This window comes from Wenyingzhuangia aestuarii (assembly GCF_011927765.1).
GTDB classification, from domain to species: Bacteria; Bacteroidota; Bacteroidia; order Flavobacteriales; family Flavobacteriaceae; genus Wenyingzhuangia; species Wenyingzhuangia aestuarii.
Genome location: NZ_JAATJG010000002.1, coordinates 215,249 through 240,667 on the forward strand (window position 1 = coordinate 215,249; position 25,419 = coordinate 240,667).

General features: G+C 31.2%; 22 protein-coding genes. 6 read left to right on the forward strand and 16 right to left on the reverse strand.

Annotated elements, in window-relative coordinates; translation table 11 throughout:
• Window positions 1–2 precede the first annotated feature (2 nt).
• From GGR97_RS02825 to GGR97_RS02855, 7 genes are all read right to left on the reverse strand, one after another.
• Entirely contained in the window at window positions 3–2,369 is a 2,367-nt protein-coding gene (locus GGR97_RS02825) for a TonB-dependent receptor (protein WP_167896908.1), read from the reverse strand.
• Between the two features lie 89 nt (window positions 2,370–2,458).
• A complete protein-coding gene (locus GGR97_RS02830; RefSeq protein ID WP_167896909.1) occupies window positions 2,459–3,007 on the reverse strand; it encodes a DUF3575 domain-containing protein in 549 nt (182 codons plus the stop codon).
• A 29-nt stretch (window positions 3,008–3,036) separates the two neighbouring features.
• The gene (locus GGR97_RS02835) at window positions 3,037–3,747 is read right to left on the reverse strand and encodes a DUF4386 domain-containing protein (protein ID WP_167896910.1); all 711 of its coding nucleotides are present in this window, start codon (window positions 3,745–3,747) and stop codon (window positions 3,037–3,039) included.
• Between the two features lie 55 nt (window positions 3,748–3,802).
• The gene (locus tag GGR97_RS02840; RefSeq protein ID WP_167896911.1) at window positions 3,803–4,378 is read right to left on the reverse strand and encodes a Crp/Fnr family transcriptional regulator; all 576 of its coding nucleotides are present in this window, start codon (window positions 4,376–4,378) and stop codon (window positions 3,803–3,805) included.
• Window positions 4,379–4,622: 244 nt separating this feature from the next.
• The gene (gene lysA, locus GGR97_RS02845) at window positions 4,623–5,828 is read right to left on the reverse strand and encodes a diaminopimelate decarboxylase (protein ID WP_167896912.1); all 1,206 of its coding nucleotides are present in this window, start codon (window positions 5,826–5,828) and stop codon (window positions 4,623–4,625) included.
• 141 nt (window positions 5,829–5,969) lie between these two features.
• Window positions 5,970–7,208 (reverse strand): peptidase T, encoded by a 1,239-nt coding sequence (gene pepT, locus GGR97_RS02850; RefSeq protein WP_167896913.1) that lies wholly within the window; start codon window positions 7,206–7,208, stop codon window positions 5,970–5,972.
• A gap of 86 nt (window positions 7,209–7,294) precedes the next feature.
• Entirely contained in the window at window positions 7,295–7,861 is a 567-nt protein-coding gene (locus GGR97_RS02855; protein ID WP_167896914.1) for a hypothetical protein, read from the reverse strand.
• Between the two features lie 68 nt (window positions 7,862–7,929).
• On the opposite strand from GGR97_RS02855, the gene GGR97_RS02860 reads away from it, so the two are divergent.
• Window positions 7,930–8,847, forward strand: a complete 918-nt coding sequence (locus GGR97_RS02860; RefSeq protein WP_167896915.1) for a patatin-like phospholipase family protein — start codon at window positions 7,930–7,932, stop codon at window positions 8,845–8,847.
• A gap of 34 nt (window positions 8,848–8,881) precedes the next feature.
• Here GGR97_RS02860 and GGR97_RS02865 read toward each other — a convergent pair whose 3' ends face one another.
• Window positions 8,882–10,000 carry a lactonase family protein gene (locus tag GGR97_RS02865; protein WP_167896916.1) on the reverse strand — a complete coding sequence of 373 codons (1,119 nt, stop codon included), beginning with the start codon at window positions 9,998–10,000 and terminating at the stop codon, window positions 8,882–8,884.
• Between the two features lie 123 nt (window positions 10,001–10,123).
• On the opposite strand from GGR97_RS02865, the gene GGR97_RS02870 reads away from it, so the two are divergent.
• The 3 genes from GGR97_RS02870 to GGR97_RS02880 are packed head-to-tail and all read left to right on the forward strand — an operon-like array spanning window position 10,124 to window position 13,513.
• Complete coding sequence (locus GGR97_RS02870; protein ID WP_167896917.1) at window positions 10,124–10,747, forward strand: hypothetical protein; 624 nt, start codon at window positions 10,124–10,126, stop codon at window positions 10,745–10,747.
• An 11-nt stretch (window positions 10,748–10,758) separates the two neighbouring features.
• Window positions 10,759–13,092 (forward strand): TonB-dependent receptor, encoded by a 2,334-nt coding sequence (locus tag GGR97_RS02875; protein ID WP_167896918.1) that lies wholly within the window; start codon window positions 10,759–10,761, stop codon window positions 13,090–13,092.
• A 4-nt stretch (window positions 13,093–13,096) separates the two neighbouring features.
• A complete protein-coding gene (locus GGR97_RS02880; protein ID WP_167896919.1) occupies window positions 13,097–13,513 on the forward strand; it encodes a Fur family transcriptional regulator in 417 nt (138 codons plus the stop codon).
• A 3-nt stretch (window positions 13,514–13,516) separates the two neighbouring features.
• On the opposite strand, the gene GGR97_RS02885 is transcribed toward GGR97_RS02880, so the two are convergent.
• The 6 genes from GGR97_RS02885 to GGR97_RS02910 all read right to left on the reverse strand — a co-directional run bounded on the left by GGR97_RS02885 (window position 13,517) and on the right by GGR97_RS02910 (window position 20,952).
• Window positions 13,517–14,284 (reverse strand): copper resistance protein NlpE N-terminal domain-containing protein, encoded by a 768-nt coding sequence (locus tag GGR97_RS02885; RefSeq protein WP_167896920.1) that lies wholly within the window; start codon window positions 14,282–14,284, stop codon window positions 13,517–13,519.
• Window positions 14,281–15,162, reverse strand: a complete 882-nt coding sequence (locus GGR97_RS02890; protein WP_167896921.1) for a cation diffusion facilitator family transporter — start codon at window positions 15,160–15,162, stop codon at window positions 14,281–14,283. The genes GGR97_RS02885 and GGR97_RS02890 overlap by 4 nt, the downstream gene beginning before the upstream one ends.
• Before the next feature lie 100 nt (window positions 15,163–15,262).
• The gene (locus tag GGR97_RS02895; protein WP_167896922.1) at window positions 15,263–15,691 is read right to left on the reverse strand and encodes an FKBP-type peptidyl-prolyl cis-trans isomerase; all 429 of its coding nucleotides are present in this window, start codon (window positions 15,689–15,691) and stop codon (window positions 15,263–15,265) included.
• Window positions 15,692–15,903: 212 nt separating this feature from the next.
• Window positions 15,904–18,396, reverse strand: coding sequence for a hypothetical protein (locus tag GGR97_RS02900; protein WP_167896923.1), 2,493 nt, complete (start codon window positions 18,394–18,396; stop codon window positions 15,904–15,906).
• Between the two features lie 134 nt (window positions 18,397–18,530).
• On the reverse strand, window positions 18,531–19,919 hold the full coding sequence (lpdA, locus tag GGR97_RS02905; protein ID WP_167896924.1) for a dihydrolipoyl dehydrogenase: 1,389 nt from the start codon (window positions 19,917–19,919) through the stop codon (window positions 18,531–18,533).
• A 160-nt stretch (window positions 19,920–20,079) separates the two neighbouring features.
• Complete coding sequence (locus GGR97_RS02910; RefSeq protein WP_167896925.1) at window positions 20,080–20,952, reverse strand: AraC family transcriptional regulator; 873 nt, start codon at window positions 20,950–20,952, stop codon at window positions 20,080–20,082.
• A gap of 110 nt (window positions 20,953–21,062) precedes the next feature.
• Here GGR97_RS02910 and GGR97_RS02915 point away from each other — a divergent pair, with 110 nt between their 5' ends.
• Window positions 21,063–21,422, forward strand: a complete 360-nt coding sequence (locus tag GGR97_RS02915) for a nuclear pore complex Nup192/Nup205 family protein (protein ID WP_167896926.1) — start codon at window positions 21,063–21,065, stop codon at window positions 21,420–21,422.
• Between the two features lie 132 nt (window positions 21,423–21,554).
• Window positions 21,555–22,130: an RNA polymerase sigma factor gene (locus tag GGR97_RS02920; RefSeq protein ID WP_167896927.1), complete on the forward strand. Its 576-nt coding sequence runs from the start codon at window positions 21,555–21,557 to the stop codon at window positions 22,128–22,130.
• Window positions 22,131–22,206: 76 nt separating this feature from the next.
• Here GGR97_RS02920 and GGR97_RS02925 read toward each other — a convergent pair whose 3' ends face one another.
• A complete protein-coding gene (locus GGR97_RS02925; protein WP_167896928.1) occupies window positions 22,207–23,619 on the reverse strand; it encodes a purple acid phosphatase family protein in 1,413 nt (470 codons plus the stop codon).
• A gap of 59 nt (window positions 23,620–23,678) precedes the next feature.
• Window positions 23,679–25,415: a SusD/RagB family nutrient-binding outer membrane lipoprotein gene (locus GGR97_RS02930; RefSeq protein WP_167896929.1), complete on the reverse strand. Its 1,737-nt coding sequence runs from the start codon at window positions 25,413–25,415 to the stop codon at window positions 23,679–23,681.
• Between the last annotated feature and the right edge of the window lie 4 nt (window positions 25,416–25,419).

Genomic DNA, 25,419 nt, shown 5'->3' on the forward strand with positions numbered 1-25,419 from the left:
TGTTAAAATTTAAAATTAAAAGTGATAGAAGGCAAAACACCAAAAATAGATAACCTTTCTGTTTTGTTTTGTCCTGTTTCTACATCTTGTCCAAACAATACCGAAGACCAGTTTTGTCTGTTGTAAATATTGTAAACACTAAAAACCCATTCTCCTTTGAATTTCTTATTCTGATAGCGTTTAGGTTTGTATGTTGCTGCTACATCTAACCTGTGATAGGCAGGAAGTCTAAATGTATTTCTTTTTCCATAGTTAGGAACACTAACTCCTCTGTAGGAATAATTCCCTGTAGGGTAGGTAACAGGTTGCCCTGTTTGTAAGGTAAAATTAGAATTAAAATTCCATCTCTTACTAGCTTTGTAATTAGCTAGAATTGTAACATCGTGAGTTTTATCATAACCTGTGTTGTACCAATTACCATTATTGATCCCAATTTCGGTAGGGGTTCTACCTGCAGTTTTTTGTTCCGATTTAGACAATGTATAACTAATCCATCCGTTAAATTTACCTAGTTCTTTTTTAAACATTAATTCTAAACCGTAAGCCCTAGCTTTTCCAGATAGCAATACGGTTTCTATGGCTTCTTGTGCTATTAAATCGGCACCATCAACATAGTCCAATCTGTTTTGTACTGTTTTTCCAAAAACTTCTGCTGTTAAGCTATACTTACCATTAAAATCTTTGTTGTATCCAACAGCAATTTGATCAGAAATTTGAGGTTTGATATAATCTCCACTTGGTGTCCAAATATCTAAAGGTGATGGAGATTGTGTGTTAGAGATTAAATGTAAATACTGAGCCATTCTTTGATAGCTACCTTTGATAGAACTATCATCGGTTAGGGCATAAGCAATAGAAAAACGGGGTTCTAAATTTAAAAATGTTTTTTGAATTTTTGATACATTGATAGCAACGGTATCAATTGGAGTTGCCTTTTCGTAGATTTTTAAGTCTTCGTCATACAATACAGGACCGTTTTCATTGTAAATGTATTTTTCTTTTTCTCCCATTCTTGCAAAAGCAGAAAGTCTAAGTCCATAGCGTAAATCAATTCGATCCGATATTTTTTGCTCTACATCTATATACAAACCAGATTCTATAGCGTGTTTTTTAGATAGTTGGTCTTCTATAATTCCGCTATCCTCATTGTTAGGCTCTATTTTACCTGGATTAAACTGATGAAAGGTACTGTTTATTCCAAAATTCACCGAAACATTGTCGTTGTAGTATTTGGTAAAATCGTACTGAAGATTTAAGTTTTGTAAACCTGAATTCCATTTAAATCCAACAAAATCTAATTCTAATCCGTAGTAATAATTGCTGTAAATTAAAGATAAGTTAGAAAATAATTGACTGTTAAAAACGTGATTCCAACGAAGGTTTCCAACTGCATTTCCATAGGTGTTAATGAATGATTCCGCAAAAGAAAATACATCTCTTCCAAAATAACCAGATAAATACAATTTGTTATGATTGTCTATTTCCCAGTTAATTTTGGTATTTAAATCATAAAAATAAGCTGTATTATCAGTATCTGGCATAGCCAATGGAATAAATAAATCAGCATAAGACCTACGACCACTTAAAAAGAAAGAAGCTTTCTTTTTAACAATAGGTCCTTCTAAAGTTAATCTAGATGAAATCAATCCAATTCCACCATTTCCGTGAAAATCGTATTTATTTCCATCTTTTTGGTGAATGTCTAAAACCGAAGAAATTCTACCTCCAAACTTAGCGGGAACTCCTCCTTTGTATAGTTTTAAGTCTTTAATAGCATCGGCATTAATTACAGAAAACAAACCGAATAGGTGAGAGGTATTGTATATGGTTGCTTCATCTAATAACACTAAGTTTTGATCGGCAGCACCACCACGTACATTAAATCCAGATTGTCCTTCTCCAGCAGTAGTAACACCAGGTAGTGTGGTAATAGATTTAATAACATCTACCTCTCCTAGTACAGCCGGAATTTGTTTTACCGTTTGTACCTTCATTTTATTGACACTCATTTCAGCTTTCTTAATGCTTACTTTTTCGGTGTAGGTAGAAATGACTACTTCATCTAAACTCTCTAAGTTTTCTTTTAGATCTATGTTAAGTGTTGTGTTTTTAGTTAAGTTAATTTTCTTGGTAAAATTGTTATATCCTAAATAAGAAATATCAATAGTATGTTCTCCTTTAGGAAGGGTAAAAGAATAAAAACCATATTCGTTGGTTACGGTTCCTTGCGATGAACTTTTTTCGATGATACTGACACCAATTAAAGTTTCTCCAGAACCTGCATCTTTTACAACTCCTGTAATGGTGAATTTTTCTTGAGCATAGGTGTTACTTACGATAAGGAGTAAGAGTATTAAAAATTTTTTCATGTAGTTGTTTTTTTGCAGGATAAAAATAGAATAATCAAATTAATAAATGATACTACTTTGTTAATAAGGTGTTAAAAGGCTTTTTTAGATTAAAATCGATAACCTATACTTATTGCACGACGATTGATTATATTATGGTCTGTTTTATTAGCGTTAAATAAATTACCTCCCATACCAAATAAAGCTTCAAAAATAATTCCTTTTTTGGTAACCCATTTGTATCCAATACTTAAACCTAGTGATAAGTCAATAACATCAGGACCTTCATTTAAAGTAATATTTCCATTGACATCTGTTAGTTGTTTTCCATCTATTGAACCTAGTGTTCCAAATCCTTCAATAAAGAAACCCGAAGCATATTTTTTACCAAAATATCTTCTGTAAAAAGGAGAGATTTGAAAATTTACATCCTCATCATATTTTTTACTGAAAGAGTACAATCCTGTTATTCCTAATGATGACTTTCTATTTAAATTTCTTTCATAAGTTGTTTCAAATAATCCAAATGCTGTGAAATAAACATTAATTTTTAGTTCATTTTTATTTTCGAATGAATAGGGGGGTATTTCATCTTTATTTTGTCCATTAACTGCAAGAATTGAAAATAGGATAGCTATTGTTAAGAGAGGGTTTTTCATAATACTGGGATTTGATTTTTTTGGTTGAATTATATTTGGAATTGTTTATTCGTGTTAAATTTGATTGAATATGTTTTTTTAGGGTTTGTGATTCCTTTTTTAATTAACCAAATAGCCAAAATTACTTCTTGTAATAAAAGCGGAGTTGTTATAATTATATATTCGGTTGAAATAACAGTAAGTAATTGAAAAAAAAATAAAAAACCAGCAGTCATAATTAATATGTTTCCTGCTATTCCCCATATTGAAATCCAAGTTGGGATGTTTTTTTGTTTATAAAGTATAGCGTAAAAAAGTAAGTTTCCTAATCCTGTTGCTATAATCACACCTAAATGGTTTACTAAATCTCTAGTGTTTTTTAATATTTGACCAATTGTTTCATAAAATTTTAAATCACTGCTTATCTCTGTTAAGTATTTTTCACTCAAAAGGATATATGTTGGCAATAGTATTATTCCTATTAATTGAAATACTCCCGCCATAAATCGAAATCCAACAAATCCAATAGAAAGAAAACTACTATACTGTTTTAATATTGGAAACAATATTAAAGAGAAACTAATATAAATTGGTATTAAAAGAAATTGAAAAAGAGCTCCAATTAAAACGGTATTTTTGTTTAGATAAACAATTTCAAGATATTTTTCATTATCAATTGAAGGAATAATACTTAAAATACCAGTAATTATTCCCAAAAGGATTAGAGTTCCTGCAATTCTCGAATTTCGTTTATTTTCCATATGCTACAAAAGTAGCCTGGATCTAATTTAGATTTCATTGACTATAGTTAAGAAATTATTTTTTGGTAAGTATTCTTTTTCTAATTCTACTTAACGATTCGGGTTTAATACCTAAATAACTAGCTATTTGGTGCTGAGGGACTCGTTGAATTAAATCTGATCTATTTTTTAACAGATCTAAGTATCTTTCCTCAGGATTGGAAGTTTTAAATTTAGCAAAGGAGTCTTGATTTTTAGCCATTATGACCTCGCCAATAACTCTAGATAAAGATTCTAATTCTGGGTACTTTTGAAATGTTTCTTTTTCTAATTTAGGGTTACCCACACTAACTATCACATTTTCAATACATTCTAAGTAATAATTAGAGGGACTAGATGTTCCATAATTAGAAGGTGTAACGGCATATTCCTCGGTATAAAATTCAATAGTTTTTTCTTCTCCGTTTTCAACAATATAACTTCTTATACATCCTTTTAAAATAAAATAGCATTCAATACAAACATCACCTTCTTTAAGTAGAATCGTACCTTTTTTAAAGTGTTCAATAAAAGTGCTGTTTACAATAGCACTTTCTAATTCATGAGTGATTTTAGTATATTTTGAAAGATATTTTAGAATTTCATTTTTCACGGTTATAGGGATTTAAAATAGAATTTTGGAAGATGTTATGTTTTCAATGAAAATTCCAATTAAGGAATGCTTTTTTAAAAAACGGTCAATTGTTCTTATTATTGGATTTTATGAAAATATATATTATTTAATGTTTTTGTCAGATGGGAAATTTAATTAGGGAAAGAAAATAGTTGAAAGATTGTCATCATCAAAACCAAAAAACGCTAACCATATGGTTAGCGTTTTTTATTTTATCGCATTACTATAAATCAATTTCAATTTGATTTTTTAGAATATCTTCAAAGGTTTCTCTTTCTCTAATTAAATAATCTTGTCCTTTTATGACTAAAACTTCGGCAGGTTTAAAGCGAGAGTTGTAGTTAGAGGCCATAGAAAAACAATACGCTCCGGCATTGTCCATACAAATAATATCTCCTTCGCTTACTTTTCCTAGTTCTCTAGTTTCTGCAAACGTATCGGTTTCACAAATGTATCCTACTATGTTGTAGGTTTGTTTTTCACCATCAGGATTAGAAATGTTATGTACTCTGTGATAAGCATCATACATCATAGGTCTCATTAAATGATTCAATCCACTATCTACCCCAACAAAATTAATATTAGGTGTTTGTTTGATGACATTTACTTTGGCTAAGAATTTACCAGACTCACTTACTAAGAATTTACCTGGTTCAAAAATCAACTTTAATTCTTTACCGTACTCATCACAAAAAGCATTAAAACTAGCTCCTAATATAGGTCCTAATTCTTCTAAGTTGGTTGCATGGTCTCCATCTTTATAAGGTACTTTAAAACCACTTCCTAAGTCGATGAATTCAATCGTATCAAATTGTCTTGCAATTCCTAACAATACTTCCATAGCTTCTACAAATGCACTAGGATCTTTAATATCAGAACCTGTATGCATGTGTACACCGTTTACAGGAGTTCCGTTGGCTGTTACTATTTTTTTGATTTCCTCAATTTGAGTATGAGAAATACCAAATTTAGAATCTACATGTCCTACAGAAATTTTAGCGTTTCCACCCGCCATAATATGCGGATTGATACGCAAAGAAACAGGAGCTTTAGGAAATGCTTTTCCAAATTTATCTAAACTAGATAAGTTGTCTAAAGTAATTTTTACTCCTAAATGATGAGCTTCTGTAATTTCTGCAAAAGAAACTCCATTAGGAGTATAAGAAATGTCTTTTACGTTAAAACCAGCAGCTAAACACAATTTAATTTCTTGAACAGATACACAGTCTCCTCCAGATCCTAAATTTTTTAAAAACTTTAAAACATTTAAGTTGGTGTTAGATTTTACTGCGTAGTTTAATTTTACATTTTTTACAGAGGAAAAAGCATTCATCATACGTTTGTATTGACGTTCTATAATATCTGCATTGTATACATACAACGGTGCTCCGTATTTTTCTGTTAATGAAATTAAAAATTGATTATCCATTATTTTTATTTTTAAATCTACTTTTTATTATTATTCTCTTAATGACCATTGTCTGGTAACTACATTTCGACTCCGCTCGATAACCTACGGTGTTCGAGCGGAGTCGAGAACTTCTTGTCTTAAATGAATTTACAGATTCGTTTAAACTTGTTTATACTTGTTAGCTGTAATTTCAGCAATATTTACAATTACTTTGGTTGCTTTTTCTATAGATTCCAAAGGTACGTATTCATATTTACCGTGAAAGTTGTGCCCACCTGCAAAAATATTAGGACAAGGCAACCCCATAAACGATAGTTGAGAACCATCTGTACCGCCACGAATGGCTTTGTATATAGGTTCTATATTTTCTTTTTCCATAGCTTCTGCTGCAATATCTACAATATGCATTACAGGAGCTATTTTCTCTTTCATGTTAAAATATTGATCCTTTAATTCAATAGAAAAAATATCATCACCTATTTTTTGATTTAGCGAAGATACTAAAGACTTCATGGTTTCTTTACGAGCTTCAAACTTTTCTAAATCGTGATCTCTAACAATATATTCTAAGGTTGTTTTTTCCACATCACCGTTAATGTCGTGTAAATGATAAAAACCTTCGTAATCAGTGGTTTTTTCTGGAACCTCGTTAGCAGGCAATCCATTGATGAATTGTTGAGCTATCAAAATAGCATTCACCATTTTATTTTTTGCGTAGCCAGGGTGTACGTTTTTTCCTTGAACGGTAACTACTGCACTTGCAGCGTTAAAATTTTCGTATTCCAATTCTCCAACTTGGCTACCATCCATGGTGTAAGCCCATTCTGCTCCATAAGCTGTTACATCAAATTTATGAGCTCCTTTACCTACTTCTTCATCAGGAGTAAAACAAATACGAATGGTTCCGTGTTTAATTTCTGGATGATTGATTAAATATTCCATAGCAGTTACAATTTCTGTAATCCCCGCTTTGTCATCGGCACCTAAAAGCGTGGTTCCATCAGTAGTAATAATGGTTTGCCCTTTGTATTGCTGAATGTCATCAAAATAAGTAGCATCTAAAACAATATTTTGTTCAGCATTTAAAACAATATTTCCACCATCGTAATTTTTATGAATTTGTGGATGTACGTTTTTTCCGCTAAAATCTGGACTGGTATCTATATGAGCAACAAAACCAATTACAGGAACGTTGTGACTTACATTGCTAGGCAAAGTAGCTGTTAAGTAACAATTTTGATCCAATTGTACATTGCTTAAACCAATGGCTTTTAATTCTTTTTCTAGCATACGAGCTAATACCCATTGTTTTTCTGTACTAGGAAAAGCAGGGTTGTTTGGGTCAGATTGTGTATCTACCGTTATATAGCTAATAAATCTATCTAAAATGTGTTGCATGCTGTGTACAATTTTTGGCAAAAATAGCTAAGTGTTTAGAACAAGCATAAACTTTTGTAAAATAAAACCGATTTGCTTTTACTTGTTTAAGGAAGCATTTTTAAGGAATTAAAAATACTTACAATTTCACAGCTGTTTTGTGCTAAATTTTGACTTCCATTTATTTGTGATGAAAGCAAATAATAATGTTCTTTATCGGCTACGTAACATTGAATAGTGTAGCTTGCGTTGGTAGCGTTTTTTTGAAAGCTATACACAGCATATGCGGGTTTGTTTTTAAAAGTGATGAGTTTGTCTTTGATTATATAGGTTCTAGGTTTAGCTAGTATTTGTTGGGAAATTTTGTTTTTAAAAGCCTCTTCTATAATTATTTTTCCTTTAAATCGGGTAATATCAATAAGAAAAGATGCCGAAAAACTACGAGTAGTATCCGCTGCGTAAATTCTAGATTGATAATCATCAAAATACAATTCTCTTTTCCAGTTTTCTCCAATGCTAATTTCAAATCCATTTTTTACATCTCTAATGCTTTTCGTATGATGGAATTCTGTGTTAGAATTGCAATCAACCACATCAAAAATAGTAGGTCCTTGTTCACAAGAAAATAGGAGTGTAGCTATGATAAAATATAGGAAGTAATGATTTTTTTTCATCGGAATAGTTAACAATTAAATATGTATATTTAGTTGACTAAAATAAGTCTAAAATATCAAAAACATATATGCGAGCATTGGTAATTTCTGGAGGTGGTAGTAAAGGAGCATTTGCAGGAGGGGTGGCAGAGTATTTAATCACCAAACTAAAAAAGGAATACGATATTTTGGTAGGAACTTCTACAGGAAGCTTGCTAATTTCTCATTTGGCTTTGGGCAGAATAGAAATGCTAAAAGAGTTGTACACCAATGTAAATCAATCTACTATTTTTAGTGTGAATCCCTTTGTCGTAAAAGGAAGTAGAGGAGCTAAAACCGTTTCTATCAATCACTTTAAGGTATTGTGGAATTTAATTAGAAAACAAAAAACATTTGGAGAAAGTACCAATCTTAGAAAATTGTTACACAAAACCATTGATGAGGCTTTTTTTAAAGAGTTAAAGGCAACACATAAAGATATTGTGGTTACAGTTTCTAATTTAACATTGGGAAAAGTAGAATACAAATCTATTAAAGATTTTGACAGAAAACAATTTTGCGACTGGATTTGGGCTTCTTGTAACTACGTTCCTTTTATGAGTTTGTACGAAAAAGACAACTGTCAGTATGCTGATGGAGGTTTTGGATCTTTGGTGCCTATTAAGGAAGCTATCAATCGTGGAGCTACAGAAATAGATGTGATTATTCTGGATACAGAAACAAAGTTAATAGCCAATATTCCTGCAAAGAATCCATTTTCGCTAATTTCTGATGTGTTAGATTTTACGTTGGAACAAGTAAGGAACCACAACGTTTCTATTGGTAAATTGGCATCGCATTATGGAGATGTACAATTAAATTTGTATTATACTCCTACCATTTTAACAACCAATTCTTTAATTTTTGATAAGGTGTTAATGACAGAGTGGTGGAAAGATGGTTTTGCCTATGCAAAGAATAAGCATAAAGATACCAATATGAGTGAATTAAAATTTGCTGATAAATAAAAAAAGGGAGTTAATTAGCTCCCTTTTTTAAGTTTTAGAATAAAATACAAGTAGCTCTAAGTGCTTCTATTTCATCTACAAAAGTTAATTTTCCAGATTTTACATCTCTTTTAAAAGAGCAAATATTATTTGTATCTCTATTAGCAACAACTAAAAATTGATTGTCTGTACTTAAAGAAAAATTTCTAGGGTGTTTACCCTGTACCGAAACTCTTTCTACAAAAGTTAAAGTTCCATTTTGGGCAACACTAAAAACAGAAATACTATCGTGTCCTCTGTTGCTCATGTATAAGAATTTTCCGTCTTTGGTAATTTCTATATGTGCAGCTGTATTGGTGTTTACATCAAAACCAGCAGGTAAGGTAGGTACTGTTTCTAGAATACTATAGGTGTTTTCTTGAATGTTTTTTGCAATCACAGAAACGGTTGCGTTAAGTTCGTTTACTACATAAAAAACAGGAAGTGTAGGGTGGTAGCTTAACAATCTAGGTCCGCTATTTTTAGGGAGTTCTAATTCGTTAAATGCATTGGGTACAAATTTGTTGGTTTGTTTGTTTATGCTGGAAAATAAAATTTTATTCGCACCTAAATCAATGGCAATAATATTGTTTGAGTTCGGTTCAAAATAACAAGAATGAGCAAATGCTTTCTTTTGTCTTTTGTGACTACTGGGAGTTGAATAAGTGTGTTTTTGAGTATCTAAAATGCTACTTAATTTTCCGTTTTTATCAATGGTATGTAGATCTATAGTTCCATCTCCATAATTAGCATTTAATACATAACCATTTTGGGTAGAAACGTAACAAGGAGATTTTCCTGTTTCTGAGGTATTGATGGCTGTTAATTGATTTTCTCCAATTTTAAAACTGCTCAATCCAATTTTTCCACCAGAATTTGTACTAATCAAATAATCTTGATTGCTTGTTTTAGCTAAGTAAGAAGGGTTGTCTGTATCAGCCAGTAATTCTATAGAGCTCAATTTTCCTTCTGTACTAATACTAGATTGATAAATTCCTTGACTGGTAGAAAAACCTTTGTTGGTGACCGTTCCAATATAAAAAGAAGTTGATGCCGGTTTAGTTATTGTTTTATTTGTTTTGCAAGAGGTTGCTAAGCAAGTAATAATTGCTATAGACAAGAGTTTTGTATACATTTTAATTTTTTTGTGAAGATATCAATTTTTTAATACAAAATTTAAATGCAACATTGTTGCGTTATTAAAAAAGATTTATATATTTGCAGTCAATAAAGTGAGATATCATAAATAAAAACAACAATGAATTTTAAAGCAATTTTAACAGCGTTAGTCATAGCAGGTAGTATTATTTCTTGTAAAAAAGACGATCCAATAGTACCTAATGAATCAGAGTTAATAGAAAACGTAACCTTAACTTTAACACCTAAAGATGGAGGAGATGCTGTTGTTTTTCACTGGCATGATGAAAATGGAGATGGTGTAATTGATGAAAGTGAAAAAACAGAAGGAAGTTTAGAATCGGGTAAAACATACAATGCTGTAATCTCTTTAAATGGTGAAGAAGACGACCATCATGATGAAGAGGAAGAGGAGCATGAAGAAGAAGGTGAAGAGCACGATCATGAACACGGAGATGATATTGATGCTGAAATTAAAGAAGAAGGTAAGAATCACCAGTTTTTCTACATTCACAGTATTAGCGGATTGACAATTACTTATGCAGATGAAGATGAAAATGGAAATCCAATTGGTCTTGAAACTACTTTTAAAACATCAGATTCTTACCAAGAAGGTGGAGCTATTAATATTGTTTTACGTCATGAGCCAAATAAATTTGCTCAAGGTGTTGCTAGTGGAGATATAACCAATGCAGGTGGTGAAAATGATGTAGATATCACTTTTAAGTTAGGAATAAATAAATAAGAAAACACACATTGAAGTTTACACATTATTTAACAATAGCTATACTGTTTATTCAGTATAGCTTTTTTGCGCAAAATTGCAGTTATACTATTTCTGGAATTGTAAAAAATGCCTCCAACAAATCACCCATTGTTGGAGCTTCTGTATTTATAAAAGAGACGGGAAAAGGAGCCATTAGCAATCAAGATGGATTTTATGAAATTAAAAATATTTGTGAAGGAAATTATCACATTATTGTCCGTCATATAGGATGTGAAGACAAAGAAAAATCGGTTGTAGTAACTAGTAATCTAAAAGTAGATGTAGAAATGCCTCATTTGGTTAACATGCTAGATGGTGTTCATTTACTAAACAAACATCCTAAAAAATCAACTCAAAGCACACAGGTAGTTAAGCTAAAAAACATTCAAAAAAACACCAATAAAAATTTAGCGAATCAACTAGAGAATTTAACTGGTGTAAGTACGGTTAAAAACGGAAATAGTATTGCTAAGCCAGTAGTGCATGGACTTTATGGTAGCCGAGTAATGTTGTTAAACAATGGTGTGGTACAAAGTGGACAGCAATGGGGTAATGATCATGCTCCGGAAATAGATCCTTTAATGGCAGGTACTATTCAGGTAACCAAAGGAGTAGGTGCTTTAGAGTATCAAGGAAGTAGTTTGGGAGCGGTTATAAATGTAATTCCAAAAGACATTCAAAAAGATCCTCATTTGCACGGAAATCTACTTTATTTTACGGAAACTAATGGGAATGGACACAATGTAAATGTAAGTTTAGAACAAAATAATCAGCAAATTGCTTGGAGAGTTACTGGAACTTTAAAAAAGTATGGAGATAGAAAAACATCTGATTATTATTTAAATAATACAGGGTTTACAGAAGCCAACTTAGCTATTCAATTAGAAAAAAAAGTTTTAGACACTTGGATATCAAAAGTATATGCAAGTACCTTTAATACCACACTGGGGGTGTTAAGAGGTTCACATGTAACACTTAGTTCTGAATCTGAAAATGGAGAATTGTCTGAATATGCAAAATCTGTTTTGTATGCGGAGCAACCTCAATATACAGAAGCTAATTTTTCTTATGGTATTGATGCTCCAAAGCAAGAAGTACATCATCACTTGCTAAAATGGGAAAATGAAGTTAAGATAAGTGCTGATGAGCTATATGCATTTAATTATGCCGGACAAATAGACCAAAGAGAAGAGTATGATATACGAAGATCTGGTAGGACTGATACTGCAGCATTAGGTTTGTTGCAGCAAACTCATTTTTTAGAAGCCACACATCAAAAAGAATATAAAAACAAATTAGAGATTAAAAAAGGAATTCAATACACGTTTACTGACAATACCAATGATTCTGAAACAGGTATTTTACCTTTAATTCCAGATTATTTATCTCATCAAATAGGAGGTTTTGCTTTGTTTGATTTGGATAGGGACAAATGGAAGTTTGAGTTTGGAGGACGATACAATTTTACGTATCAAAATGTAGCCTATATCAATAAAGTGAATAAAGATATTGAAAAGTATGACAACTATTTTCAGAACTATAGTTTGGCTACAGGAGTAGATTATCATGCAACTCAGAATCTATTTTTGTCTTTTAATTTGGGACTAACGTCTAGAAATCCAGATATTAATGAATTGTATTCTTATGGATTGCATCAAGGAGTTAGTGGTTTTGAAATTGGGAACCCCAATTTTAAAAAAGAAACTGGCTTAAAAGCTACGTTAGGTTTAGAGGGAAATATAGATTTTAAATGGTTTTTTGAAAGCTTAGTATATGCACAGTATATAGATAACTATATTTACTTACAACCTAGTAATGAATTTATTACTAATATTAGAGGAACGTTTCCCGTTTTTGAATATCAACAAGACAATGCTAGAATTTTAGGTGTTGATTTTGGAACTAATTATCTTTTTACAGATGAATTTAAAGTAGGAGCTAAGTATAGTTTTATTAGAGGAGATAATTTGTCGGAATCTACACCGTTGGTATATATGCCTACTAATAATGCCTTGTTAAATGCCGAGTTTAAAGGATTTAAAGACGGTTTTTTTAGAAACTCAGTTTTAGAAGTTCAATACAAATACGTGTTTAAACAAAATCATTTGTTAGAAAGTCAAGATATTTTAACACCGCCAGATGCTTATCAGTTGGTAAATATTAATTTAACAAGTGAGTTTTATATTTCAAAAACAAAAGTGAACTCCTATGTAAAAGTAGATAATGCTTTTAATGTTACCTACCGAGATTATTTAAATAGACTAAGATATTTTTCTGACGATTTAGGAAGAAGTATTGTGTTAGGGGTCAAAGTAAATTTTTAAACAAATGAATGTAGAAACAAAGTTTATAGAATTATTAAGAGATAGAAATTTAAAAGCAACTCCTAAGCGTTTGGAGTTGTTAACTGTTGTTGCAGCGTTTAATTCTGCAATTCCTTATAGCGAATTGCAAAAAAAATTAAAACATTTTGATAGAGTAACACTTTATAGAACTTTACACGCTTTGTTGGATGGTGGAATTATTCATAAAGCCTCTGTAAGTAGTGATGAGGTATATTATGCTATGTGTAAAGAGTATTGTACTTCGGAGTGTCACAATCATAAACATGTACATTTTAAATGTGTAGAGTGCTTAGAAGTGTCTTGTGTAAATACCACAAACACCATTCAAATTCAAATACCTAATGTTCAAATTCAACAAGTAGATGTAGAAGTAAGTGGTGTTTGTAGTAAATGTATGTAATTATTAAGGTATAATTTTAAATTTAGCCAACGGTGCCATTCTAGCTTTGTTTAAAGATAGTGTATTGTTATTTATAGTGTAGTTGTCAATAGTTCCTAGAACTTTTAAAAATTCTGCTTCATACGGAGTGTTTTCACAATATTTTCTAGTAGCTGCTATTTTAGAAAAGTTTACTCTATTTCCTAATTTAAGCGTAAAATCACCTGAAAAATTATTGCATCCCGAGAATCCTGTAAGGGTGTTTTCTGTACTGTTTAAGCTTAAAAAAGGAATGTTTTTATCTGTTTGATTTACTTTTTGTCCTGCCAATTCTATCAACTGCCATTTTACATCTGTAAGATTGGTATCTACAGCAATTTTTTGCAATACATACTGAGTAGCCAAAGCTCCTTTAATGTTTTCCTTTTCTTTATTTAGCTGAATTAGTGTGTTTTTACCAACCATATAAGAAGTTTCTTTAATGGTAATGGTGTTTTCTAAATCATTCCAAGTAAATGTTCCATTAGTACTTGTAGCTGTATTTTCTTTACCTAAATATTTAATAGACTTTGTGTAGGTTAAATCTTGATGAAGTGTAATTTTGGTTTTAATTCCGCTACAATCTGCACAAGGAATTGTTCCTGCATAGGTTCCGTCCCAATCTAATGTTTTTTTAGTTGAGTTTTCATCGGCTATAGGAGTCTGAAGATGATGAGGGTTTTCTTTTGTAGATGTTTTACATCCTATCATGGCAAAAGAAAAAAGTGTGATCGCAATTAATGTTGTTCTCATAATTCTGTTTTTGGATAATAAGGTTCTATGTGAATTAAAATATTTCCCAAATTAGGGATTTCTTCATGTAAGGTATCTTTTAATAAGTGGGATATTTGGTGGCCTTCTGTTACCGATTTTGTTCCGTTTACTCTAGCGTGTAAGTCTACATGATAATGCATTCCTGCTTTTCTAATAAAACATTTTTCGGTACCCATAATTCCAGGAACTTTGTTAGAAATAATTCTAATATTTTCAATTAAATCATCATATCTATGTTCATCCATAATTTCTCCCAAAGCAGGTCTAAAAATTTGATAAGCATTGTATATAATAATAAAAGAAGCAATCAAAGCAGCCCAATCATCAGCATTTTCAAATCCCTTTCCAAAATAGATGGCAATTAATATACCAATAAATGCAGCTACAGAAGTTAAAGCATCACTACGGTGGTGCCAAGCATCTGCTTTTAAAGAAGAACTATTGGTTTTGTGGCTGTTACGTAATACAATTCTATAAGAAATTTCTTTCCATAAAATAATAATACCTAAAACATATAAAGTCCATGTTTTAGGAGTTTTATGGGGAGTTTGTATGTTGATGATACTTTTGTAAGCAATTATTATGGCCGAAGAAACCAAAAGGACTACCACAATAAAAGTAATTAATGGCTCTATTTTTCCGTGTCCATAAGGATGATTTTCATCGGCAGGTTTTTTAGCATATTTTAAACCAAATAAGACTAATAAAGATGAAAATACATCTGAGGTAGATTCAATAGCATCAGCAACCAAAGCATAGGAATTACCAATAATTCCAGCAGCTCCTTTAATAATTGCTAAAAGAATATTTCCTAACAAGCTAAAATAAATGGTTTTTATTGCTTTTTGGTGATTCATGTTTTAAAAATTAACTTGACTTACAGATGAAAGTACTAAAGATAAAAAAACACCTTTTAGAGTATAAAAGGTGTTTGGTAATTTAGAAAAAAATTAAAGTTTAGTTAACTTCAACTAATTCAATATCAAAGATTAAATCTTGACCAGCCAATGGGTGGTTTGCATCTAATACAACTTCTTCTTCTTCAACACCAACAATCAATAACATTTGTTTTTGACCATCTTCGCGATTAGCCTCTAATTGCATTCCAACTTGAGGTTCTAATTCTGCTGGTAATTGAGTTTTTGGTAATTTAAATACAGCATCTTCATTTCTAGCTCCATAAGCTTCTTCTGCCACAATAGTAACTTGTTTGTTGTCTCCAACAGACATTCCATTAACTGCTTGGTCAAAACCTTGAATCATTTGTCCGGCACCTACTGTAAATTCTAAAGGTTCTCTTTCTCTAGAACTATCAAATACTTGTTCGTTATTTAATTTACCTGTGTAGTGTACCTTTACTGTACTTCCTTCTTTTGCTTGAGACATATCTCTAGTTTTAAATTTAAAAACACAAATTTATGTATTTAAATATGGCTCATAGAACGATTTTAAAAAAATGCTCTATAGCTTTTTAATTTCTTGTTTTAGCGCTGCGCATAGTTTTTACTATCTATTCTAATGATCTATACTGAATAAAAGAAAAGAATCACAAAAAAAGGGAACCGTTAATGGTTCCCTTTTTTATTAGTAGCTTGTTGTTATTCTACATGAAAAGTTTTAATACCGTGAATTGGAGTACCGTTATCAGAAATACCTTCTATTTCTATAATATAGTCACTTCTAATATCGCTAGTGTAGAAAGAAACTTCTGCACCACCATTAGTTGTTGTTTGTATAATAGGTTCCCAGTGTAATGTAGTTCTTAAGTCAGATTTGTTTAATAATTCAAAATCATTTACGTGATCTGGTGCGTAAAATTTTCTAGCTGTATAAAAACCTTCTGCCTGAAAATCTATAATACCAGGTTTTCTTTTAATATTTCTACTACCCACATTACCTGTGTTAGAATACAAGGCAATTACTCCATTGGCAGCATTAGAAAAGGTAGCTGCATCAGATCCTTGTAATACATCTATAAAAGAAATTTCATCACCATTTATAGATTGTAAAAAACTAGCATCCACTTCTAAATTGTCTAATACAATTTTAGCAGGGTTATTATTTCTTCTAATAAAAATACTGTCTCCAGTTATAAAGACTCCATTCATTTGACCAACAATGTCAAAGGCTGTATAAGTACCAGGAGCTGTAAAATCGTTTAAAAGATCTAAGCGTTGTCCGTTCATAGGTTCTCCATAATCGGTAAGGTTACTCATTTCTTCTTGACGTTTTTCAAGCTCTGTTTTACGTTTGGCTACCAAAGTAATTTCGTTTAGTTTTTCAACTTCTTTACTGTATCTAAATTTTTCTTCTTTGATATACTTGGTTACTTTTATAAAGTTAGCGACTTGTAAATCACTATTTTCTTCTTCTATTTTATTAAAGAATACGTTTTTTTCTACTTTAGGAGTACTTCTATCTTTATCTACTAAAATTACTACGTTTCTTGCTTTTCTTCTAGTTGATTTAAAATCATCAAGTCTAGATTCTATAATTACAGGCATAGAATCAAAAAACACATAAGGACCAAATTTAAATTTACCTAAAGTGTCTGATTGTGTAATAGGTTCTTGAAAAACGTTTTTTCCAAAAAAGGTCAATCGAGTAGGAGCCGAAAAAGAATTGTAAGGCTTTTTTAATTGTTTGGTTGTTCCAGATATAAAGAGTCCAACTTCTGGTTTAATAGTTTGCTCTTTAGATTGATTATTTAACATGTCTGTCCATGTAAAACGTCTCCAACCATGAGTCATCATTACTAAGTCTAACAAGTATCTTCTTTTTAAGTCGTCTTCTTTTTCAAAGAAATAACCAGGGTTTTTAACTGTTCCTCTTAAGTCTGAGTTTAACAATAACCAAGATTTAATATTACCAGATCTTGTGTTGTATGGATAGGCTTTTAAATCTCTTACAGCCATAGATAAAGAACTATTTACACTTTGTTCTTTATTGCTTTTTACATCAATTTTTAAAGTTATTTTTTTACGAGACTCTAAAGCGTTTGTAGGAGTTACAATATCTAATTTTAGGTTGTTTTTAGGATTGTCTACAAATACCAATCTTTCGGCTACAGGATTTCCTTGTTTATCAAATAAAGTAACATTAACAACTCCATCTGCCAATTCTTTGGTGGAGATTTTAATTAAGTCGTTTGTTGTTTCTTCGTTCTGAAACTTTTTATAAAGTAAGTGTCCTCTTTGGTGTGCTACCAAATAAGATCCTTTTAACCCTTTTTCTGTAGTAGATGAACTTTGGATAATTATGTGTTGTCCGTTGTTTGTGATTCCTAAAGAATATCCTTTTGCTAATGCTTTTGGTAACGGATATTTTTCTTCTTTTCCGTTTACATTAATACTTGCATAATAAGTTTTATCTGCTTCTGGAATAAATATAAAACTACCTAAACCTAGTTCTAAGGTTTTAAAATCTAAAACCTCATTGTGGTTTTGATCTTTAATCACTCCTGCTAAATTAATTTCACTATATCTCTTGTCTTTTATTTCAAAGGCAACTCTGTTAGCTGTTTCTGCAATTAGGTTTCCTCCTTCAGGATAAAACTTTAAGTTAGGTCTTGTTGCCTTAGCTTTTTTTGTTTTGGTAGCTACTTCTGTAGTAGGTGTTGTTATTGTTTCTGTTGTGGCAATACTATCTAGTTCTGCTATGGCATAAATAGGAATTTCTTTCTGAAAAAAGTAATCACTACTTTCATTTTGCATGTATTTAGTGTAGGCTCTTAATAAATAAGTACCTGGTTTCCAGTTTTTGTTAATTTTAAAATCTCCAGAAGCAATGGTGTTTGTAAAAAATAATCTTCTTTTAGAAACAATACTATCTTTAGCGTTGATTAATTCTACATGAACAACTTTACTCTTATTTGTTTTTTGATGTGTGATTCCGTTAACTAAATAGGCAGAAAACCACAAGTCTTCATCGGTAGAATAAAAGGGTTTATCCGTTTGTATGTAAATTTTTTCGGGATGTTGTTTTGTGTAGTTCTCTAACTTTTTTTGAACTTTATCTAAAAAGTCAGTAGACTTTATAATGGTAAACGAAACTAAGCATAAAGTGATGCTTATGAATAAAATTTTTTTCATGATTTTTTTATAGCGTTAACTAGTCTAATCTTAGACCCCAAAAATCAAATATAGTTTATTTTGTTTTTAAAAAAACCGAAAAAAAAAAGAGAAAACGTAATGTTTTCTCTTTTTTAGTAAATTATGTTTAATACTTATAGGTGAATTACTTCATCATAAGCAGCTGCAACAGCTTCCATTACCGCCTCAGACATGGTAGGGTGAGGGTGAACGGTTTTTAATACTTCGTGTCCTGTAGTTTCTAATTTACGACCTAAAACAGCTTCAGCAATCATATCGGTAACACCTGTACCAATCATATGACATCCTAACCATTCTCCGTATTTAGCATCAAAAATTACTTTTACAAATCCTTCTTTAGTTCCAGCAGCAGATGCTTTACCTGAAGCAGAAAAAGGGAATTTTCCAATTTTTAATTCGTAACCTGCTTCTTTAGCTGCTTTTTCTGTTAAACCAACAGATGCAATTTCTGGGTAAGCATATGTACATCCAGGAATGTTTCCGTAATCAATAGGTTCTGTATGTAAACCTGCAATTTTCTCCACACAAGTAATTCCTTCTGCAGAAGCAACGTGTGCTAAAGCTTGACCAGGAACTACATCTCCAATAGCGTAGTAACCAGGAATGTTTGTTTGGTAAAAATCGTTTACAATAATTTTATCTCTATCTACAACAATTCCAACTTCTTCTAAACCAATATTCTCTATGTTAGTTTTAATACCAACAGCAGATAATAAAATATCAGCTTCTAATTTTTCTTCTCCTTTTTTAGTTTTAACCGTAGCAACAACTCCATCACCAGAAGTATCTACAGATTCTACAGCAGAATTTAACATTACTTTAATTCCAGCTTTCTTTAAAGCGTTTCCAAAAGCTTTAGAAACTTCTTCATCTTCTACAGGAACTACGTTAGGCATAAATTCTACAATAGTTACCTCTGTACCCATTGAGTTGTAAAAGTGAGCAAATTCAACACCAATAGCACCAGAACCTACTACAATCATTTTCTTTGGTTGCTCAGGTAAAGTCATTGCCTGACGGTATCCAATTACTTTTTTACCATCTTGTGGTAAGTTTGGTAATTCTCTAGAACGAGCACCTGTTGCTATAATAATATGGTCAGCATCATATTCTGTTACTTTACCATCAGCATCAGTAACATCTACTTTTTTACCAGCTTTAATTTTCCCAGAACCTTTAATAACATCAATTTTGTTCTTTTTCATTAAGAACTCAATTCCTTTACTCATTCCTTCGGCAACACCACGAGAACGCTTAATTACTGCTTCAAAGTCTTTGTCTATTGCTTCCGCTTTTAAACCGTAATCATCAACATGCTTTAAATAATCGTACACTTGTGCACTTTTTAATAAAGCTTTGGTAGGAATACATCCCCAGTTTAAACAGATACCTCCTAAAGATTCTCTTTCTACAACAGCAGTCTTAAACCCTAATTGTGAAGCTCTAATAGCGGTAACATATCCTCCAGGTCCACTTCCGATAACAATAACGTCGTATTTCATGTGTATATTTTTTAATCTAGTGATTGAAATTTATAATGTATGCAAATGTAAGAATTCAAAACTATATTACATAGCTTCAATAATCGATTTTAAGCTGATTAACAAGGTTTGCTAACTTTGTTTAAAATATGATATTAGATTGTTACACTTCTAATTGCTTTTACAGCTTGTTTTTTAAGGATGCTCTGTATTTGCTAGGAGTATATTTGGTATGTTTTTTAAACAATCTAGTAAAGTAAGAATAGTCTTCGTAGCCCAATGATGTGGCAATTTGATTGATAGAAGCCGAGCTAAAAGTGAGCATTCTTTTGCTTTCTAAAACAATTTTCTGGGAAATGAGTTCTGTAACTGTTTTGTTTAAAAGATCTTTACAAATTCTATTTAAATGTTTTAACGTAATGTTCATTTCTGCAGCATAAAAAGATGGCGATTTATGTACTATATAATGCTGTTCCAAAAGTTTGTTAAATATCTGTATTTTATGATTATAGGTTTGATATGAATAGGTGTTTTCTGATAAGTATTTTCTTGAAATCTCTATGTGAATTATATCAATAAGATTTAATAGTTTTTCTGTTTTTCTAGATTTAAGTTGCTGATTTTCTTGAATTAATAATTTAAAATAAGGTTCAATACCAGCTAGTTCTTTTTCGTTAAAAATAATTTCTGATATGTTTTTAGTAGCCTCGTAAAATGGATATTCTTCTATTTTTTTATTACCAAAATGTAAATTGTACATTTCATCCGTATAAAAAAGAATATAGCCATCAATATCGTTAGACAATTCCCAACCGTGTGCTTGTCCGGGTTTTAGCACATATAAACTCCCTCTTTTAATATCAAAAGTATTTGTATCTATTTGGTGCGTACCCGTTCCGTTGGTAAATAAAACCATCAAATAAAAGTTATGACGATGCGATTGCTCTATAAAACTATGTGCTATTAAATGATTTTTAAACGTATTTATATACAAACTATTCTTGTGGGTAGTAGTTGTAAAATTTTGTAATGTATATACAGGAACTTTTTTCATGTATTTAGAATGTCTTAATTGTGCTATAATGGGAGAAGATACTAATAATTTTTAAACTGCTTAATCTATAATTTTACAAGCAATTTATAATTTGTAAACATCCAACAAAAATGCTAAAATTACTAAAACAGTTACTTGGTAACAAATGTCCTAAATGTGGGGAAGGAAAAGTATTTAAAGACAAAAGTATTTTTTTGAGTATTGGTGCTCCTAAAATGAATACGGAATGTAGTGTTTGTGATTATAAATTTATGAAAGAACCTGGTTTTTTTATTGGAGCGATGTATGTTAGCTATGGGTTAGGAGTTGCCGAAGGTTTAATAACTTATTTTATAGCTTCTCCTTTTTTTGAAAAGTCTTTGGATTTAAGAATTATACCTGTTATAGTGCTGGTAATGTTATTGTTAACTTTTTTAAATATTAGATTGTCTAGACTTATTTGGATTTATATGTTTAGAAGTATTAAGTAGGTCAAGTCTTTTGCTAAAATCTACTGATAACTTTACCTATTGATATAAATTTTTTAATAATAAGGTAATTCCGTTTTTAGTTGTATTGAACTATAATAGCTGAAATTTATAGTTCAAACTAGGGTTTTATAAATGACTAATGCAGAAAAGGATATTACGATTTTACTTAAAAATCTCATCAAAGGAGATGAAAAAGCCTACATGTCTTTAATAGATATTTATTATCAAAAACTTTTTGGATATGCCTATAGTCTTACCAACGATTCTGCCTTGGCAGAAGATATTGTTCAGAATGTTTTTATGCGCGTTTGGGAAACTAGAAAGAAATTAAACATAAAAGAATCTGTAAAAAGCTTTTTGTACAAATCTGTCTACAATGATTTTGTAAATAGTTATAGAAAAAAACAATCTTCTATAGTTTTAGATCAAATTTTTTATGATACGTTAAACTCTTTTACAGAACCCGAAGAAACTAATTTATTGAATGAGAAATTAGCATTGATTAAAAGTGAAATTGAGCTTTTACCTACTAAATGCAAACAGGTTTTTTTGTTAAGCAAAGAAGAAGGTTTAACCAATATAGAAATTTCAGAATATTTATCAATATCAAAAAAAGCAGTAGAAGCACACATTACAAATGCATTTACTATTCTTAGAGAAAGAACGGACATAAAAATAAAACAAGCAGAAAATAACATAGATAACTAAACAAGAAAACCGTCTAAATAGACGGTCTTCATAACAATTTCAATTCGGTTAAAATTGAAATAAACAAAACAAACTTTTATTTTTTAGAAACAAAGTCTTTTCGGTGTCTTACTCCAATTTCTGGTTTATTGTTGGTTATGGTCTTTTTTCCATGTTTATCTTTTACCAAACTAAAACTATCATAAATAGTACCTTTTGGTGTGTAAGAATTATAGTTTAACGTATTGTTTTCTATGGTAATTATTTGAAATAGTTGTGTGTATTCCCCACGTTTTACCATCCATTCCTGATTCTGAGACTCGTACATTTTAGGTCCACTTACAGATACTGCATATATTGCTCCTGCATTTTCTACAACTGTTTTTCCCAAACCTTGATTAGAAGCATAACCTCTAGCATAAGTATGATCGTGACCTTGTAAAATTAAATCTACTCCATGTTTTTGTATCAAAGGTTGTATCATTTCACGCAACTCTTTGTTATCTCGCCCTTTTTTGGTTGAATAAATAGGGTAGTGCATGGTAATAGTTGTCCATTTTTTGTGATTGTGGGTTAAAACAGAATCTAACCATTTTGTTTGAGCATTTCTTGAGTTTTGACTGTTGATAAAACTTTGTGCATCAATAGAAATTAACTTCATGTTTTGATAATTGATGGCGTAACACGTTTCTTTTAACTCTTCCAAAGGACCATTTTCGGGTAATGTAAATTGAGGTTTCCATAAGGCAGATAAATTTTTACGATTGCTACCCTTGTCATATTCATGATTTCCAGGAGTCATTACACTAGGTACAGTGGCATGAATAAAACTTCCTGCATAAAACCACTCTCCCCATTCTTTGTCCGATTCGCTATGATTGATTAAATCTCCTGCGTGTAGCATAAAATCTACCGTAGGCATCATTTTATAAGACTTACGAATTACCCTAGACCACATAGATTTTACATCGTTTTGAGCATCTCCAAAATAAATAAAACTAAAAGCTTTGTTTGTGTCTTTGGCAGGTGTGTTTATTTGAAACCATTCGCTCCAAGTATCACTATTTTTAGCACCACTCCCAACACGATACACATAAGTGGTTTCTGGTTCTAAATTAGTTGCAATTACCGAATGATAAGCTGCGTGTACCAAAGGTTCTTGATCTCTAGTATTTTCAGTTTTTATAAATTGAGTTGTTGCTCTAATGCGTTTTACATGGTTGTTTAGTAAAAAATCTGGACCATGTGTTTCTTTTGCTATTTCTATATAAGCCGTATCTATTTCTTGATTTGTTCTCCAATTTACAGCAAAACTATGTGCTGAATCTTCTGTTAAATTAACAATAATTCTATCTGGTGTGGTTGATGGAAAAATTAATTTATGAGCAGGTACATCTGCTTGGTAGTGACTGTGATTGTGTGCATGTTCTTTGTGCTGCTGTTCTTGAGAAGTTTGATTACAGGCAGAGAACACAATAATGCAGCTGCAAAAAAGTATTAATTTCTTCATTTTTTTTGGATAAAAGTTAAAAAAACAGGAGTAATGTACTCCTGTTTTTAGTTTGTAATTTATTGTAATAGCCACATTTTAGACCATTGATTATTGGTGGCAGGTTGTAATTTTTCAATTGCTTTAAGCATATTATCTTCGTTATAAGGATCCGTGTACCAGAATCTTACAGGAGTATTGTTTCCGTTACTTCCTGATATAATATTGCTATTTAAATCAGGGAAACCCGTTCTTCTCCAATCAAACCAAGATTCACTAGTAAGCCACAAAGCAATCCATTTTTGATGTATAATAGGTTCTAGCTTATTACTTGCATTGTCAAAAATATTTTTAACATTGGCTATGTATTCATTTTCATCAAAAGAAATTAAAGTATTGTTTGCTTTATCGTATATGGAATTGTCATCACCATTGGTAATTTCATACTGTTCAAAAGACATTTTAATTCCATTTTTGTAATAATCATAAGCATTGTTTGTAATCCATCCACGAGCACTTGCTTCTGCTAAAATAAATTGAACTTCAGCAACATTCATTAAAGTAGCTTTAACCAAAGGATGGTTGTTTTCTGCATACATATCTGTTAAATAAGAAGCATGAGGATTTGCAGCTGCATTTAGGTAAATAGTGGTATCAAGGTTGGAAATATCATTTTTATAATCACTAATAGTACCTCCTAAATTAAAGTCGTTTGGTGCACTTAAAGCAACAGGAAGCCCTACAAATAAATCGGTATTGATATCATTTTCTTTATCTGCATCTGTGTTAATAGCATTGATGTCTATATTTACATAGCGTATTATTTTACCAGCTTCTTCTACTACTTGATTGGTAGCTCCTTGTGCTAGTTGTACATCTACAGGTTTTATCCATTTGGTTAAACGAGGATCTTTTAATTCTGTAAGATCTTTTACAATAGTTGCCGACGGTTTTCTTCTGTAAAATTCAGAACGATTACTGTAATTTAAAGCCCCACCAGACCAACTGTTATCGCTATCTGTTCCAATATACGCAATCATGGCATTGTCATTATTGTTTTGTAAAATAGGAAATTCACTAGCATTGTTTACAATTGTAGCTATTTCTGCAGATACATCAATATTAGAATTGTTCTTTTCAGACAACCTCATGTAAAATCTAAGACGTAATGAGTTGGCTAGTTTTCTCCATTTTTGACCATCACCATTATATACAACATCAGCATCTATTGCTTCTGTAATAACTCCAGTGTTTTTTAACAAAGTGTTGGCTGTTTTTAGATCGTTTAGAATACCTATAAAAACATCTTTTTGAGAATCGTACACTGGTTTAAAAAATTCATTTCCTCCTTTTTCACCTTGTAAAGCTTTGCTAAAAGGAATGTCTCCAAAAGCAGAGGTAAGAAAACCAAATTCATAAGATTTCATAATCAAAGCCACAGCTTGATAATAGTTTTTTGTTTCGTCCTTTTTTTCTTTTTCAGCACGTTCAAAAATGTATTGACTGTCTTTTAAAGGTTCGTAATAAATACTAAAATCACTAGCTCCCCATTGATAATTGTTTTCTTCGTAACTGGTAAAATCTCTTTGTAAGTATTGAGTAGCAGCAGATAATTCTCCTCCTTCAAAGGCAATTCTACTCCTTATTTGTGCCGATTTTGTTAGCACACCTGTTAGTACAAATTTAATATCAACCTCTGTGTCACTAAGTGTATTAGGACTCGTGTTTATTTCGTCTAAAGATTCACTACAAGCAGAAAACAAAAGTGTTGCTAAAGCTACATATAGTGTGATTATTTTATTTTTTATTTGTGTCATCTTG

What these genes read in the sequence shown, in the direction of transcription:
- GGR97_RS02825 (WP_167896908.1), bottom strand. Translation starts at nt 2,369, where the DNA reads ATGAAAAAATTTTTAATACTCTTACTCCTTATCGTAAGTAACACCTAT.
- GGR97_RS02830 (WP_167896909.1), bottom strand. Translation starts at nt 3,007, where the DNA reads ATGAAAAACCCTCTCTTAACAATAGCTATCCTATTTTCAATTCTTGCA.
- GGR97_RS02835 (WP_167896910.1), bottom strand. Translation starts at nt 3,747, where the DNA reads ATGGAAAATAAACGAAATTCGAGAATTGCAGGAACTCTAATCCTTTTG.
- lysA (WP_167896912.1), bottom strand. Translation starts at nt 5,828, where the DNA reads ATGGATAATCAATTTTTAATTTCATTAACAGAAAAATACGGAGCACCG.
- pepT (WP_167896913.1), bottom strand. Translation starts at nt 7,208, where the DNA reads ATGCAACACATTTTAGATAGATTTATTAGCTATATAACGGTAGATACA.
- GGR97_RS02855 (WP_167896914.1), bottom strand. Translation starts at nt 7,861, where the DNA reads ATGAAAAAAAATCATTACTTCCTATATTTTATCATAGCTACACTCCTA.
- GGR97_RS02860 (WP_167896915.1), top strand. Translation starts at nt 7,930, where the DNA reads ATGCGAGCATTGGTAATTTCTGGAGGTGGTAGTAAAGGAGCATTTGCA.
- GGR97_RS02865 (WP_167896916.1), bottom strand. Translation starts at nt 10,000, where the DNA reads ATGTATACAAAACTCTTGTCTATAGCAATTATTACTTGCTTAGCAACC.
- GGR97_RS02870 (WP_167896917.1), top strand. Translation starts at nt 10,124, where the DNA reads ATGAATTTTAAAGCAATTTTAACAGCGTTAGTCATAGCAGGTAGTATT.
- GGR97_RS02880 (WP_167896919.1), top strand. Translation starts at nt 13,097, where the DNA reads ATGAATGTAGAAACAAAGTTTATAGAATTATTAAGAGATAGAAATTTA.
- GGR97_RS02885 (WP_167896920.1), bottom strand. Translation starts at nt 14,284, where the DNA reads ATGAGAACAACATTAATTGCGATCACACTTTTTTCTTTTGCCATGATA.
- GGR97_RS02890 (WP_167896921.1), bottom strand. Translation starts at nt 15,162, where the DNA reads ATGAATCACCAAAAAGCAATAAAAACCATTTATTTTAGCTTGTTAGGA.
- GGR97_RS02895 (WP_167896922.1), bottom strand. Translation starts at nt 15,691, where the DNA reads ATGTCTCAAGCAAAAGAAGGAAGTACAGTAAAGGTACACTACACAGGT.
- GGR97_RS02900 (WP_167896923.1), bottom strand. Translation starts at nt 18,396, where the DNA reads ATGAAAAAAATTTTATTCATAAGCATCACTTTATGCTTAGTTTCGTTT.
- lpdA (WP_167896924.1), bottom strand. Translation starts at nt 19,919, where the DNA reads ATGAAATACGACGTTATTGTTATCGGAAGTGGACCTGGAGGATATGTT.
- GGR97_RS02910 (WP_167896925.1), bottom strand. Translation starts at nt 20,952, where the DNA reads ATGAAAAAAGTTCCTGTATATACATTACAAAATTTTACAACTACTACC.
- GGR97_RS02915 (WP_167896926.1), top strand. Translation starts at nt 21,063, where the DNA reads ATGCTAAAATTACTAAAACAGTTACTTGGTAACAAATGTCCTAAATGT.
- GGR97_RS02920 (WP_167896927.1), top strand. Translation starts at nt 21,555, where the DNA reads ATGACTAATGCAGAAAAGGATATTACGATTTTACTTAAAAATCTCATC.
- GGR97_RS02925 (WP_167896928.1), bottom strand. Translation starts at nt 23,619, where the DNA reads ATGAAGAAATTAATACTTTTTTGCAGCTGCATTATTGTGTTCTCTGCC.
- GGR97_RS02930 (WP_167896929.1), bottom strand. Translation starts at nt 25,415, where the DNA reads ATGACACAAATAAAAAATAAAATAATCACACTATATGTAGCTTTAGCA.